This is a genomic window from Thermanaerothrix sp., assembly GCF_056331585.1.
Genome location: NZ_JBWGPQ010000025.1, coordinates 12,450 through 26,143, shown reverse-complemented (window position 1 = coordinate 26,143; position 13,694 = coordinate 12,450). Strand labels below are relative to the sequence as shown.

The window sequence follows — 13,694 nt, the reverse complement described above, 5'->3', positions numbered from 1 at the left end:
CCACCCCTAAGACTTGGCATAAGGCTTGCGGCGATCAATCTCTTCCGCATTGAACGAGAACTGCACCTCTTCGTAGCCCAACGGATAATCCTTGCGTAGCGGGTGCCCCTGCCAATCTGCTGGCATCAAGATGCGTCGCAAGTCCGAGTGCCCGTCGAAGACGATGCCGAACATATCCCAAATCTCGCGCTCTTTCCAATTCGCATTGGGAAACACTTTTTCCATTGTATCCACATGCGGCGCGTTGCCGTTGAGCGGCACGCGCAGGCGCAAGATCAGGTTATGGGGCATGGAATAGAGATGATAAACCACGTGAAAGCGCGGCGTCGTCTGTGGCCAGTAATCCACTGCGGTTTCATCAATCAGCACGTTGAAGCCAAAGGTATCGCGCAACGTCTGCGCCGCCTCGATGATGTTCTCCGGGGGGATAATCAACGTGACTTCATCCCGAAAGCGATGTTCGGTAGCGCCGAAACGTTCCTTGATGCCCTTTACCGCTTCTTCCAAAACCTCGGTATTTGCCTTTGACATCACTCCGACCTCGTCTTTATGACTCGCTCAGCCGGCGCCCCATCCTCTGGCATGAACGAAAGGGGACGGGGTTACCCGGCATGCCGGATTAAGCCCACTTGGTCAGTTTTTCTTTCTGCACCTTATCGTGCAGGGTCAAGATGCCGTGGATCAATCCTTCCGGACGCGGCGGACAACCCGCCACATAAACGTCCACCGGCACAACCTCATCCACCCCCTGCACGATGGCGTAGTTATTGAAAATGCCGCCACAAGAGGCACAATCGCCCATGGCAATGACCCACTTGGGCTCGGGCATTTGATCATATAATAAGCGCAAAACCGGCGCCATCTTGCGCGAAACCCGCCCGGCCACGATCATCAGGTCGGATTGGCGCGGGCTGGCACGCATCAATTCCATACCGAAGCGGCTCAGGTCATAACTGGAGGCCTGCGCCGCCATCATCTCAATCGCACAACAGGCAAGGCCGAATAGCATCGGCCACATTGAGCGCGTGCGCGCCCAATTGACCATTTGCTCCAAGGTGGTCGTCACCACCCCCATTTGAGCGGTTTTTTGTTCTAGTCCCATTCCAGCGCTCCTTTCTTCCACGCATAGACGTGGGCTACCTCTAAAATCACCAGGAACACCAGCATTGCCCCCAGACCAAGCCACCCCAACTGACGGGCGGCCGCGGCCCAGAAGATCACAAAAATCACTTCCACATCAAAAAGAATAAAAAGGACGGCTACGAGGTAAAAACGCACCGATACTCGCCGCCGCCCCGGTCCATAGGGTACAATTCCCGATTCATACGGCGCCGCCTTACGTGGAGTGGGCCGCCGTGGGCCAAAGAGCATCCCCAGCAAGATGGCGATGAGAGCGATAGCAAAAGCAACGACCAAAATGACGAACAGGGGGAGATAATCTTGAAGCATGAGCGGTCCTCACGATAGGAATTGTCTATCTGACCGGCACAACCTTGCCCTAGTATATCACAAGTGCTGTCTGGTGGCAATTTTCACAAAATAATCTGTATAAAAATCACCCGTAAAGTCGTTAATTGTCTGGACATTACGGTCCTTCCAGGGCATAAATGAACACCCCCTGACGGCGATAGATTGGCACTACGCCGCGGCACTGATTGAACGCGGCCGGTTGTAAACTTCCTACACCCTCGCGCACATACATATAACCAAGTTCCGCTTCATTTACGAGAAGCCAAAAGGCTTCATCACAATCCTTCAATTGGGCAGCCTGAGCCGCCCGAAGGTTGATCAGAGCTGCCACCACTGGATCACCCCAGGCGTACAGCACTGGCGGTAAGATGCTCATGCGCCCGGCATAAGGGAGCAGCCAATAGCCCCCATCCACACCGCGATACGTTCCCCCCTGCCAGGAGGTCACATTAATCAAAAAGCGCGCATCCGGCGGCAGATTTTCACGCACCCAGTCCAGTGCCATCTTATCGGCAGCGTCGGCCAGTTGCGTGGTCGGATTGGTCACCGTACGCGTGGACCATGCTCCCCAGCCTAAAACCACCAGCGCCAACCCTGCCCCCACCCCCCAGGCAATATGGCGCGCCGCGGGTGAGGACAGTCGCTCTACAATAAAATGCCATCCCCCAATACCGCCATCTGCCAGACACAACGCCGCCGGAAGGAAAAGGACAATCGCCATGTGATCGGGGCGAAACGGCCCCAGACGTATCCCCCAAGGCAGCATCAATAACGCCAATACCCAACCCCAAATCGCTAAAAGACGGCTACGCGCTTGCGTCAAACCATAAATAGCTCCTAAACCCGCTAAGCCTATCAGAATATGATTGTGGCGCGGCCCAAGCAGATCCAGGATATAACGCCAATACCCCAGTTGTGAAGCATCCAGCGGCGAGACCACCCGCACCGCCGCCTGCCCACCCAGGTGCCAGATCACGCGCCACAACCAGGGCAGTGCCAAACCACCGCCCAACCCCAACCCCAGACCCAGCGCTACCAGGGGAAGCAGCCGTTGCGCACGCGCTTCCGGTGGGGAAAGCCGCCAAACACCCCAACTCACCCCCAGCACAACCACCAAACAAAACACCCCCAGTAACAATAATGCCGTGTAATGACTCAAGGCCACCCCTGCTGAGAGCACTCCCAAGCGCATGAACGTCTCCACCGATCCCGGTCGGCGCAGAATCTCCACCACCGCCGCCATCGCCAGAGGCAGCATGATCAAACCCGTTAAAAGCGTGTAGCGCCCCCAGGCGAGGTAGTAAGCCGGCATCTGAAAGGCAAATCCCACCAGCAGTGCCGCCAGGCCGGAGCGTCGTGAGTCACCCCAGAGTGCTTTCCCCAGCCGATATACCGAAAGCGCGACTAGGGCATTCAATCCCTGCCCCAGCCACAACACCGCCTCGGTGGCTTCTAAACCGCCCAGACGGGCAAACCAGGCCGTGATGAGATGAAACGCGTAGTGATAAGAAAAAAACGTCTCAATCTCGGGCGCCAGGGTCTCCGGCAGACCGCCTAACGCCATGATCTTGCGCACGATAAACACATGGTGCACCGAATCCACCCAGGCCGGAAAGACCATTCCCCGTACCTGGTAGAACCGCCAAATCACGATGCCCGCTAACGCGCCCAGGCCGACCCCAAACCACATCATCGAACGAGAGAAACGCACCTCCGCCCAGTGTACACCTCTCAAGCGCCAGGCCACTCCCCCCGCAAAGGCAATCCCCAGAACGGCATAGGCCACGCGCAAGTCACCCCCGGTGAGCCTCTGGCCTAAGATAAAGAAAATCAAACCGCCTAAGGCCGTTAAAGCCACTGAAAGCCCTAACGCCTCGGCTAATTGCTCCAGTCCATCCTGATCGGTGGGCTGGCGCCATACCACCCACACCGCCCCCGGCAAGAAGAGCACCACGATCGCCAGCAAAACCAGCCCAACCGGATTATTAACCACGCCTTGAAAGCCCCTTGATCCGCCGTTAATCTGTCAGGATTATTATAATATGGGGAAGCAATCCCTCCCCTCTACACCATGCTCACCGATTTCATTACGGCTTTTATTCCCCAATCCGCCTAAGGAGTCGAGATGGTTTCTTCCTATCTATCCACGGCACACGAAGGACGTCATGAGACCTGGCGTTATGTCGCCACTTTGGCTCTGGTGATCTGGCTATTCATCAGCGTTTCATTTTTCTTCAGTCTCATTGCCGTCATCCTGACCGGAAGCACCGATCTCAATGCCTTTCCGCCCTTATGGCTTTTGGTCATTGCCTTATTGCCCTTCCCTTTGGGGGGACTGCTCGGCCTGATCATCGGCCTGCGTCTTTTCCATCACCGCTCACTTCTCGCCCTGATCAACCCCGCTGGACGGGTGCGCTGGGCCTACTTTTGGCGCTCTTTTGGCCTGTGGCTGATCTTGTGCGGTCTGAGCGATGTGATTCTCTGGCTCTTCAACCCCTCCAATTACGTCTGGGCCGCCGATTGGTCGCGCTTTGTTCCCTATGCTGTGGTAGCCATTTTGCTCATCCCCTTACAGACCAGTACCGAAGAACTGATCTTCCGTGGCTACCTGACCCAATGGATTGGGCGCTCACGTTTGGGTTATTGGGCTACTTTGATCTTGCCCAACCTTATTTTTGCCGCGTTGCACGGTTTGAACCCCGAGGTGCAAACCTACGGCGCCTGGTTGACGATGCCGCTTTACTTTGGGATCGGTGTGGTGCTTTCGTGGGCTACACTCCACAGCAGCGGGTTGGAATATGCCCTGGGCATGCATGCCGCGAACAATCTCTACGCCGCTCTGGTGGTCACCTTCCCCGCCTCAGCTCTGCCCTCACCCGCCCTAGTTCACATGCGCACCTACGATCCGGTCATCGGCTTAATTTCCTTCGTCATCATGGCGACCGTTTACTTGTTCCTCCTTTCCCGTCGTTCCAATACCAGGGAACAGACGATTGAGCCAACCCACACAGGGAGGGCAGAATGACCGTTCGTCGGTTACGCCTTGTTCTCTTGCTTGCTACGCTGATTGGGCTGTTAGCACTGCTGTGGGCACCCCGAGGTAACGTCGATGCCCGCACTTACTACGCCGAACGCTACGACGTGGTGCTCCAAATCCAGGCCGAAAACCGTATTCAGGTTGAAGAAACGGTGACCTTTCGCTTTGAGGGTGGGCCTTATACCTATGCCTTCCGCCGGTTAACCCTGGATCAATTGGAACATGTTGACGTTCAAAGTGCCAGCCTGGACGGCGTTACGCTCCCCGAAGGGGATCAGCCCAACCAGGTTGAAATCAAACGCAACGCGGATCCCATCGAAATCACTTGGCATTTTCCACCCACCCAAGATGCCACGCGTACCCTCGGCTTGCGCTATCTCGTGAGCGGGCACATCCATCTGCGTGACAACGCCGACGGGATTTTATGGCAGGCCATCCCCGAAGAACATGAGTACACCATCCATCAGGCGCGCATCACAGTACGCTACCCCTCCCATCTGACCCCAGCCGAAACGCCTCAGTTGCGGGGAGCACAGTACACCACCACCCACACCCGCGGTGAGTTTATCTTCACTGCCCAGGACATCCCTGCCAACCAGGGCATCACGATCGAGATGCTCTTCCCCCGCGGCAGTCTGATCGCGCAACCGCCCGATTGGCAGGCGCGCTTGCTGGCGCGCGGCGCTCAGGCGCGCCAGATGGCACCGTGGGCCATTGGATTAGGGCTAGGCGTAGCCCTACTGTCCCTGATCGGGGTTTGGCTGTACCGCCGCCAGCGCCAGGGCTCGACGGTAATCATCCCGCCGGGCATCATTAGCAATCCGCCGGATGCGCTTTCGCCGGCCCAAGCCGCGTTTCTGCTTAACCCCGGCGCGGCCACGCCCGCTCAAATTGCCGCCGTCTTGATCCACCTCGCTCAGCGCGGCTGGCTGCGCCTCGAAGCCACTCCAGCCGGACGGGGGCTGTTCAAAACATGGGATTACACCCTCCACCGCCTGCGCGATAAGACCGGATTACACGACCATGAACAGGTGCTCTTCCAGGCTCTCTTCACCACCCGTCAGGGCTGGCAAGACACCATCCGCCTCAGTCGCTTGGGTAATAAACTTCCGGGTATCCTGCCCGCCCTCAAACAAGCCCTGACCCACGAATTAATCGCCCAGGGGTTGGTGGACGCCCACCGTCTGGATGAGCGTAAACGGTTGAACGCGCTGGCCGTGCTAGCCTTTTTAATCGAATTTCCGTTGCTCATCGTAGGATTATTGCTGGTTTTGGGCAGCAATCAGTTGGCCGGGGTCGGCACCCTTGGCTTGGGCTTGGCCGGTGGCTTGATAGTTGCAGGCAGTGCATTATTGCTCACAGCCAACGCCTGGCCCTTGCTCACCCCTCAGGGCGAGACCCGCGCCGCGCGCTGGAAGGGGTTTAAGCAGTACCTGGGACAATTGGTCAAAAAGCGCAGTGGCCTGCAAGGGGAATGGCTGGAAGCCTATCTGCCCTATGCGCTGGCATTTGGCAGCGGACTGCAGTGGGCAGAAGCTTTTCGCGAGCAAGGCTTTGCTCCTACCGTTTCCTGGTTGCTCACCGCCAGCGGTGCCGGTGGCATGGATGACCTGTTGGGCGCCATCGCGGCTACCAGTGTGGTCACCTCCAGCGGCGGAGACGGCGGCGGGGGAGGGGGAGGCGGTGCCAGCGGGGCAGGCTAATCGGTGTACTTAAGAAAACTGTAAACCGCCCCTCGCAAACAGCAGAGGAGATTTTCATTATAATTTGGTTACCTCCACCCTATGAGTGTCTTATGTCCTTACGTTGGTATGCCATCCACAGTCATCCCCACCGGGAAGAGAGCCTGGCCCGCTACATGACCGAAAAAGGGTTGGAGGTTTTCTATCCCCATCTTAAAGTTAAACCGGTTAACCCCCGCGCACGCCGCATCCGTGCTTATTTTCCGGGCTACGTCTTTGTCCGCGCCGATCTGGAACAGACCGGGGCTTCACTCTTCCAATGGATGCCATTTGCCACCGGTCTAGTGGCATTTGGTGGCGAACCGGCCATTGTGCCTGATGCCCTGATCACGGCGTTACAAAACCACCTGGAACGGCTTAATCAGATAGCTGCGCAGTCCCCCGCAGACCAGTTTCAGAAGGGGGAACGCGTTGAAATTGAAAGTGGGCCATTTGCCGGGTACGAAGCTATCTTCGATACCCGCTTACCAGGACGGGAGCGCGTGCGGGTGCTGCTTAAGTTCCTGGGGGAGCGGCGAGTGCCGCTTGAACTCGACTCTCGCCAGGTGCGTAGACCCCCGTCTTCGGCGTGATACATCGGTAGAGGCAACCACATGGTTGAATCACACCTCCAAACCTCAGCGTCTCCCCTCCCCACGATTTCGGTCTGGCGCAGCGTACGCACACCGATCCTGCTCTGGCTGGCCGCGTTGAGTATGATCGTCCTTAGTTTGCCGTTTACCAGTGCAGCCTGGTTGGCCCGCCCTTCACTGGGAGCACTGGTCTTACCCGGGATGCGTGTGGGTGCGTCTCTCAGCCCGGTGGCGGTAGTGACTACCCCCGGGGGTGCGCGGTTACAACTTGGCGACCGCCTCTTGCGCGTGGATGGGCGCGCTGTTCCCAACGGCGCAGCGCTGTGGGTAAGCCTGGAAAACAAAAAAAGTGGTCAGGAAGTTTTCTTAAGCGTTGAAACCCCACAGGGGGACTACGTCACCCGCATCCAAGTTCTGCAACCCTGGCCGCGTTATTGGCAGGTACGACTAAACGAATTCCCCATCAGCCTGGGTGTGGTCATGCTTGCCCTGGCCTGGCTGGTTTTCCTGCGCCTTCCGGATCATCCCACCAATCGCGCCCTTGTTCTCTTAGCGGCTTCCTTGGGGTTTGTCCTGGCCGGTAGCGTTGATCTGTGGCAAACACATCGCCTGACCTTGCTTTGGTTGCTTGCCTTCGCCCTTACCGCCGCCGCATCGTTCGACCTTTCCCTCAGCGCCTCGGAATGGGCGCTCCCCTCTGAGTGGGTGGTGCGCTTACGCCGCGGGGGTTATAGCGCGGGATTACTTGTCGCTCTGTTAGCAGGTAGTTTTTATGTACGCAATACCGCCCAACACATGACCACGAGCTGGTGGCTAGAACTGATCTGGTTGCTCACTGCCGGTCTGTTCGCGGTGGCCATTCTGATCATAGCCGCTCACCGCGCCGAAACCGTTCCCCAACGTAACCGCAGTTTGGGGATGCTAGCCGCCGAAGTCCTCTCCCTTCCGGCGCTTTATCTGTGGGCCGGCACGCTCTTGCTGCATCTCAGTCAGCCGGGTATGGCAACCCCCATCTTGACAGCGCTCACGCTAGCCCTTCCGCTCACGACCGCCTTGAACCAAAGCCGCCCCACTATGACTTCGCCTCAGCGCCTGTTGTGGCAGGCAGGTCTCTATGCCCTGGCCGGGATCGGCTATGCGCTTGTCGTTGCGGGCATAATGACCATTCTCAGCGCCTTTAACCTCGCCCTGCGCCCCGTCGTTACCGGCATCGCTTTCGCGCTGGTAGCATTGAGCCTGTTGCCGCTATACCGCGGAATCGAAAAGAATCTGGATGCACTCTTCTTGCCTGGCGAGCGAATTCAGCAGGAGCGCCTTAACCGCTTTATCCGCGACCTCACGCATGCGGTAGAACTTCCTGAGATTTTAAGCATTTTGCGCACGACTCTTCAAGAAACGTTGCGGCCCACCTTAATGCACATCTTTCTTTATGACCCATTGAGCGATCACTACGTTGCTACACCCGATGCCAGCGGTCAACCCACCAGCGACCTGAGATTTTCCGCCAACAGTACATTGGTGCAAACCTTGCGTCAACAATCCGGTCCTCTCTATATCAGTAACCCTTCCCACCTGCCGGATACTCTCTACGGTGAGCAGGCTCGTTTGACTCTACTGGGTGCCCGGATTTATTTTCCGCTCAAAACGCGCACCCAACTCAGCGGCTGGATTGCGCTGGGGCAACCCGACCGCGTCCCTTCGTACACCACCCGCGATTATGCCTTTCTGAGTGCCCTGGCCGATCAAGCCAGCCTAGCCATCGAGCGCGCCCAGGTTATTGCCGACCTTAACCAGCGCGTGCGTCAGATGAATGTGCTCATCCGCGTCGCCCAGGGGGTCAACATCACCCTGGCGTTGGAAGATATCTACGAGCTCATCTACGCCCAAACCGCTCAAGTCATCCCTATCGAGACGTTTCAACTTACCCTCTATGACCCGGAAAACGAGGCTCTGCGCGTCGTCTTTGAGGTCTGGGGCAATGAGCGCCTGAGCGAACGCGAAAATCGCCTTATCCCCCTGAGCACCAGCCTTGAAGGGAGCGTCTTGCGCCAGCGCAAACCAATTCTGACGGACGATTACACCCGTGAATGCCGTGTTCGTGGTATTCTGAGCCCTCAAGCCGACCTCTACGCCTGGATGGGCGTACCTTTGAACACCGGCGCCGAAACCATTGGCGTGCTCTGCGTGGGTTCACAGCGCCCCGACGTCCACTACACCCAGGAACAGGTTAACCTACTTCAGGCCATCGCGGATCAAGCGGCCGGTGCGATCGCTAAAGCACGCCTGCTGAACGAAGCAGAACGACGCGCTCGTCAATTGCGGACACTTCACGAGGTTACCCAGAAACTTTCCTCCACGCTCGACCTGGAACCTCTACTTCACACCATCCTCGAAAATGCGGTGGACATCCTCGTCTGCGAGGCAGGCAGTCTGTTGCTGTGGGATGAAGCCAGCGACGAACTGGTTTTCCGCGTGGTGCTGGGGCCGGTGGCGCAGAACCTACTCCACCAACGCATGCCCTCCAACCGTGGCCTGGCCGGAAAAGCCTTACAAACCCGTCAGCCGCAAATTGTCAATGACGTCAGCACCTCCCCTGAGTGGTTCCGCCTGCCGGATGAAATCACCGGCTTCACCACCCGGGCTGTGTTAGCCGTCCCGTTGGTCGTCAAGGAACGTGCCATCGGGGTGCTGGAAGTCGTCAACCGCAAAGACGGCCAGAACTTTACCCCCGAGGATGCCGAGTTATTGAGCGCCTTTGCAGCCCAAGCAGCCATCGCCATTGAAAATGCCCGTCTTTATACCCTCACCGATCAGGCGCTGGCTGCCAGGGTAGAAGAACTTTCGATCATGCAGCGCATTGACCGTGAACTCAACGCCACTCTGGATCTCGGCCAGGCCATGTCCATCACGTTGAACTGGGCGATGCGCCGTTCGCGGGCCAGTGTCGGTCTAATCGGTGCTATCGAGGGCTCGGTCTTTCGCCCAATTGCCTGGCAAGGGATTGAGGATCACGCTCTTCCTAATCCCGAAACCCTTGCCGCCGGCTTACCCTTGACCCTGATCCAGGAGAACGGTAAACCCCTACGGCGCGATCTCGCTGCCTCAACCGCCCGATTGCGCGCCGACAGCCGCGTTCAGGTGCTTTTGCCGATTCGCCAGGAAGAGCAGGTAAGTAGTTTGTTGATCCTCGAATCCGACAACGCGGACTTTGGCGCACCGGAGACGCTGGACTTTCTCCAACGGCTTTGCGACCACGCCGCCATCGCCCTGGCCAACGCCCAACTCTATGCCGCCGTGCGTGCCGCCAACCTGGCCAAGAGTGAATTTGTTTCCTTTGTCGCCCATGAACTCAAGAATCCAATGACCTCGATCAAGGGCTACACCGAACTGCTCATCGCCGGTGCGGTCGGGCCGATTAGCGAAGCTCAGGCCAGTTTCCTCAATGTCATTCGCTCCAACGTTGACCGCATGAGCACACTGGTTTCGGATCTGAATGATCTCTCCAAGATCGAAGCCGGGCGGATGCGCCTGGAATTCGCCGCCCTCAATCTGGCCGAGATCGTCGGCGAGGTTGAACGCTCAACCCGCCGCCAAATCGAAGAGAAACAACAGCGCTTTACCATCCATTTGCCTGCCGATTTGCCCCTAGTGTGGGCAGATCGCACCCGCCTGATCCAGATCCTGGTTAACTTAGTTAACAATGCGCACAAATACACCGAAGCCGGCGGGCAAATCACCCTGGGGGCAGAGCACACCACCAACCGCTGGGATCCTAACGGCGCGCGGGACGTGGTTCACATCTGGGTTCAAGATACTGGCATCGGCATTGCCCCCGAGGATCAGCCTAAGATTTTCCAGAAATTCTTCCGCTCCGAAGACCCCAAAACCCGCGAGGTGCCCGGTAGTGGACTGGGCCTAAACATCACCCGCAGTTTGGTTGAAATGCAGGGGGGCAAAATCTGGTTTGAATCCGAATTCCGCAAAGGCACCACTTTCCATTTCACGGTGCCAGTCGCCGAGATCGCCGCGTCCTAACCGCGTTCTTTGGCCGACTTCGTGCCAATTGCAGAGGATTGGCGGTCTTTCGGCAATACCGCTCTTAAGGCGGGATCACACGTGCCGGTGCAGGTTGAGCGCCGTCCCCAAAACCAACGATGTCGCGCGACCCAATCGTAGATTGGGTCACCAATTCCGAGACGCCGTACTAGAACAATCCACGGCCACAGTGGCCAAAGCAACGGCAGCCGCGCTGCAACGGCTTCCACGGCAGCAATGCCTTCCAGGGTACGCCCGGCGACTTGCACCTGGAGGCGTGTTTCGGCGCGTGCCGGATCCAATCCATAGGTCGCTATCACCTCCGGGGCGCGGAACGAAAGCAGGACTAAACGCCGCTGCCAATCCAGTTTTTGGAGCAGGCGGGCTGTCCGCGTGCACAGCGAGCATGCACCATCGTAAAACACATAAAGCGAAGCGCTCATTTCACAATACCCAGGCACATAAGGGCACCATCATTTCGTGTGGATGCAAGCCACCGTGGCGCCCCAAGAGGCTGTTCTCCTTATTCGCCCACCATAGATAAGCCTGCTCACGCGGCAACAGCACCCACTCGCCCAAGCGCTCGTAAAGGATCGGGTTGGGCTGCCCGGGGCCGAATAAACCGCCTTGTATCGCTTGTTGGGTGGAGATCACTTCAAACTCCCCTGGCCAAGCCGATTCAATGTAGGCCCGTACATCCTCCGCCCGCCCTGCGCGCGGGAATAGGTATGGTAAGCGATTCTCACCCGAGGGAGGCATGAGTAAATCTTGTTTCAGTTGCGGATGCTGACGCAGTTCATAGCGCGCATAGCGCGGAGTAGGCACAAACCCATGATCGGCCACTACCAGGAAAAGGGTATCTTCCCAGCGTCGTGATAAGCGCGGTTGAAGCAGCCGCTGTAGCAGCAAGCGCAAAACGTTAAACTCTAAATCCACCCGTGCGTCTTCGGGTCCAAAGCGGTGTGAGAGTTCATCCAGATCTCCCCAGTAGGCATAGATATAACTGGCGCGATTCGTGGTCTCATCCAGCACGTGTTCCAGGGTGACCCAGAGGTCACTGCTGTTGCGAAACGGTAGAATATCACACCCCCGCATCAGCATTTGAGAGAGACCAGAGCGGGCAATCGCCACGTGCATCAGCCCCAGCGTGCGCACGCCGTAAGAGGCCAGATGGGGCGCCAACACCGGCACCGAAAGAAAGGTCTCCGGATCAAACCCGGCCAGACGAAGTGAACCAAAATCGCCGTTATACGAGGCCGGATTGTGTAAGATCATGTTGGCGATGAGGCCATATTCCTTCAGCCACATTTCGTAGCCCAAGATGCCATGGCGCGCGGGATAGGTGCCCGTCCACAACGTGGTCAGGGCTGTCGCCGTAGTGCTGGGGACGATGCTGGTCAGAGGAAGCGTGTAAACCGGGGTAACCCCTGCCAGAGCCAACCCACCGCGCTGCTGTGCAAAATGCCACCCCAGCCCATCCACCACCAGAACCACCACCCGCCGAAAGCGCGAGTTCAACGGCTGATGATAAGGCTCAGCCAGCGGGGGTGCGGCGCCTTCGGGCAGTGGCACACCCAACCAGGCACAAATGCTGCTGGGTAAATTCGCAATGGAGTAACCCTCGTAAGCAGGAAAAGTGCGATCCGGTGCAGAGGGTAAACCCGGCAATGAGGTTGCAGCGAGAGATTCGGGGGTGAGAGGCATATATCGAGCCATCAGGACCTCTAAGGTTCAGGGGATAGCGTGACCACTTCCGAAGCCGCACGGCGCAGGCGATCCCGAATCGCCAACCCCAAACCGTAACTTCCGAAGTCGCGGGTGACGATGGCCGTGATTCCCTGGGCATCTAACTGACGCAGTGCTGCATAAAGATTGCGGGCGATCTCGGTTAAATCGGTTTGCGAACCTAGAGCTAGCAGGCTCACACCCGGCAACAGGACTTCGACCCGCCGTGCATCCTCGTCGGTGAGCAGTACGCCTACCCGCTCACCCCGGGCACTCAAGGTGCGCGCAATGTCCACCACACGGGCAGTAAGCGCCTCAGCCTCATTGCCCAAGACCAAGATCAGGCGGGCGCGGGGGGCGTAATGTTTCGCCAACAAACCCGGTGAGGGTTGAGCACCACCGCCAGAAGCACCTTCCCACACCACCACGGGGCCTAAAACCGCTTCCAGGGCTTCACGGGGAGTACCCCCAGGACGCAAAATGCGCGGTGGTCGGGTGGAGAGATCAAGAACGGTGGATTCCACCCCAATTGGGGTTGGCCCGGCATCCAGGATGCACGCAATCCGCCCGGCCAGATCCTGCCAGACATGCTCCGCCGTGGTCGGGCTCACCCCACCAAAGCGGTTCGCCGAGGGCGCCGCGATGGGTAAATCGCTAGCACGTAAGAGCGCCAACGCCACTGGATGTGCCGGCACGCGCACGGCAACGGTGGGCAGGCCGGCCGTGACTTCTGGCGGCACCGCCGCAGACCGGGGCAGGATCAGCGTCAGTGGCCCCGGCCAGAAGCGTGTTGCCAGGATATCTGCCTCCGGTGGAACCGATGTCACTACCCGCGGCAACCATTCCGCACCAGCCAGATGCACAATGAGTGGATCATTCGCCGGGCGCCCTTTGGCTTCAAAAATGCGGCGCACGGCCGCGGCATCTAGGGCATTGGTCCCCAGACCGTAGACTGTCTCGGTCGGGAAGGCTACCAATTGTCCCTGACGCACCAATGCCGCCGCTTCAGCAATCGCCCCCGCTTCGGGGTGCAAAGGATCAACGCGAATCAACCGGGTTTTCATTGCCCCTAATCATACCAGGGCTAAACACTTCCTGCAACCGAACCGTCTA

Annotated in this window: 11 protein-coding genes; 4 read left to right on the top strand and 7 right to left on the bottom strand. The window is 58.1% G+C overall.

Annotated features, from left to right (window positions below):
- Positions 1-6: 6 nt before the first annotated feature.
- The 4 genes from AC01YT_RS09455 to AC01YT_RS09440 all read right to left on the bottom strand — a co-directional run bounded on the left by AC01YT_RS09455 (position 7) and on the right by AC01YT_RS09440 (position 3,463).
- On the bottom strand, positions 7-531 hold the full coding sequence (locus tag AC01YT_RS09455; RefSeq protein ID WP_424914142.1) for an NADH-quinone oxidoreductase subunit C: 525 nt from the start codon (positions 529-531) through the stop codon (positions 7-9).
- Between the two features lie 88 nt (positions 532-619).
- Entirely contained in the window at positions 620-1,102 is a 483-nt protein-coding gene (locus tag AC01YT_RS09450; RefSeq protein ID WP_299030334.1) for an NADH-quinone oxidoreductase subunit B, read from the bottom strand.
- The gene (locus AC01YT_RS09445) at positions 1,093-1,449 is read right to left on the bottom strand and encodes an NADH-quinone oxidoreductase subunit A (protein ID WP_315625350.1); all 357 of its coding nucleotides are present in this window, start codon (positions 1,447-1,449) and stop codon (positions 1,093-1,095) included. The genes AC01YT_RS09450 and AC01YT_RS09445 overlap by 10 nt, the downstream gene beginning before the upstream one ends.
- 136 nt (positions 1,450-1,585) lie before the next feature.
- Positions 1,586-3,463 carry a hypothetical protein gene (locus AC01YT_RS09440; RefSeq protein WP_476674880.1) on the bottom strand — a complete coding sequence of 626 codons (1,878 nt, stop codon included), beginning with the start codon at positions 3,461-3,463 and terminating at the stop codon, positions 1,586-1,588.
- A 132-nt stretch (positions 3,464-3,595) separates the two neighbouring features.
- Between AC01YT_RS09440 and AC01YT_RS09435 the strand changes: the two genes are divergently transcribed.
- From AC01YT_RS09435 to AC01YT_RS09420, 4 genes are all read left to right on the top strand, one after another.
- Positions 3,596-4,495, top strand: coding sequence for a lysostaphin resistance A-like protein (locus tag AC01YT_RS09435; protein ID WP_476674878.1), 900 nt, complete (start codon positions 3,596-3,598; stop codon positions 4,493-4,495).
- Positions 4,492-6,210: a DUF2207 domain-containing protein gene (locus AC01YT_RS09430; RefSeq protein ID WP_476674876.1), complete on the top strand. Its 1,719-nt coding sequence runs from the start codon at positions 4,492-4,494 to the stop codon at positions 6,208-6,210. The genes AC01YT_RS09435 and AC01YT_RS09430 overlap by 4 nt, the downstream gene beginning before the upstream one ends.
- A gap of 92 nt (positions 6,211-6,302) precedes the next feature.
- Entirely contained in the window at positions 6,303-6,821 is a 519-nt protein-coding gene (gene nusG, locus AC01YT_RS09425) for a transcription termination/antitermination protein NusG (protein WP_476674874.1), read from the top strand.
- Positions 6,822-6,842: 21 nt separating this feature from the next.
- The gene (locus AC01YT_RS09420; protein WP_476674872.1) at positions 6,843-10,856 is read left to right on the top strand and encodes a GAF domain-containing protein; all 4,014 of its coding nucleotides are present in this window, start codon (positions 6,843-6,845) and stop codon (positions 10,854-10,856) included.
- Here the strand turns inward: AC01YT_RS09420 and AC01YT_RS09415 are convergent.
- Genes AC01YT_RS09415 through AC01YT_RS09405 form a run of 3 tightly spaced genes read right to left on the bottom strand, consistent with a single transcriptional unit; the run spans position 10,853 to position 13,645 of the window.
- Positions 10,853-11,299 carry a thiol-disulfide oxidoreductase DCC family protein gene (locus AC01YT_RS09415; protein WP_476674870.1) on the bottom strand — a complete coding sequence of 149 codons (447 nt, stop codon included), beginning with the start codon at positions 11,297-11,299 and terminating at the stop codon, positions 10,853-10,855. The two genes, AC01YT_RS09420 and AC01YT_RS09415, sit on opposite strands and share 4 nt — an antisense overlap.
- Before the next feature lies 1 nt (position 11,300).
- A complete protein-coding gene (locus tag AC01YT_RS09410) occupies positions 11,301-12,572 on the bottom strand; it encodes an alkaline phosphatase family protein (protein WP_476674868.1) in 1,272 nt (423 codons plus the stop codon).
- A gap of 8 nt (positions 12,573-12,580) precedes the next feature.
- A complete protein-coding gene (locus tag AC01YT_RS09405; RefSeq protein WP_476674866.1) occupies positions 12,581-13,645 on the bottom strand; it encodes an L-threonylcarbamoyladenylate synthase in 1,065 nt (354 codons plus the stop codon).
- Positions 13,646-13,694: the final 49 nt, after the last annotated feature.

Bases quoted from the DNA above. Each gene is read 5' to 3' on its own strand.
- AC01YT_RS09455 (WP_424914142.1), bottom strand. From the start codon at position 531: ATGTCAAAGGCAAATACCGAGGTTTTGGAAGAAGCGGTAAAGGGCATC.
- AC01YT_RS09450 (WP_299030334.1), bottom strand. From the start codon at position 1,102: ATGGGACTAGAACAAAAAACCGCTCAAATGGGGGTGGTGACGACCACC.
- AC01YT_RS09445 (WP_315625350.1), bottom strand. From the start codon at position 1,449: ATGCTTCAAGATTATCTCCCCCTGTTCGTCATTTTGGTCGTTGCTTTT.
- AC01YT_RS09435 (WP_476674878.1), top strand. From the start codon at position 3,596: ATGGTTTCTTCCTATCTATCCACGGCACACGAAGGACGTCATGAGACC.
- AC01YT_RS09430 (WP_476674876.1), top strand. From the start codon at position 4,492: ATGACCGTTCGTCGGTTACGCCTTGTTCTCTTGCTTGCTACGCTGATT.
- nusG (WP_476674874.1), top strand. From the start codon at position 6,303: ATGTCCTTACGTTGGTATGCCATCCACAGTCATCCCCACCGGGAAGAG.
- AC01YT_RS09420 (WP_476674872.1), top strand. From the start codon at position 6,843: ATGGTTGAATCACACCTCCAAACCTCAGCGTCTCCCCTCCCCACGATT.
- AC01YT_RS09415 (WP_476674870.1), bottom strand. From the start codon at position 11,299: ATGAGCGCTTCGCTTTATGTGTTTTACGATGGTGCATGCTCGCTGTGC.
- AC01YT_RS09410 (WP_476674868.1), bottom strand. From the start codon at position 12,572: ATGGCTCGATATATGCCTCTCACCCCCGAATCTCTCGCTGCAACCTCA.
- AC01YT_RS09405 (WP_476674866.1), bottom strand. From the start codon at position 13,645: ATGAAAACCCGGTTGATTCGCGTTGATCCTTTGCACCCCGAAGCGGGG.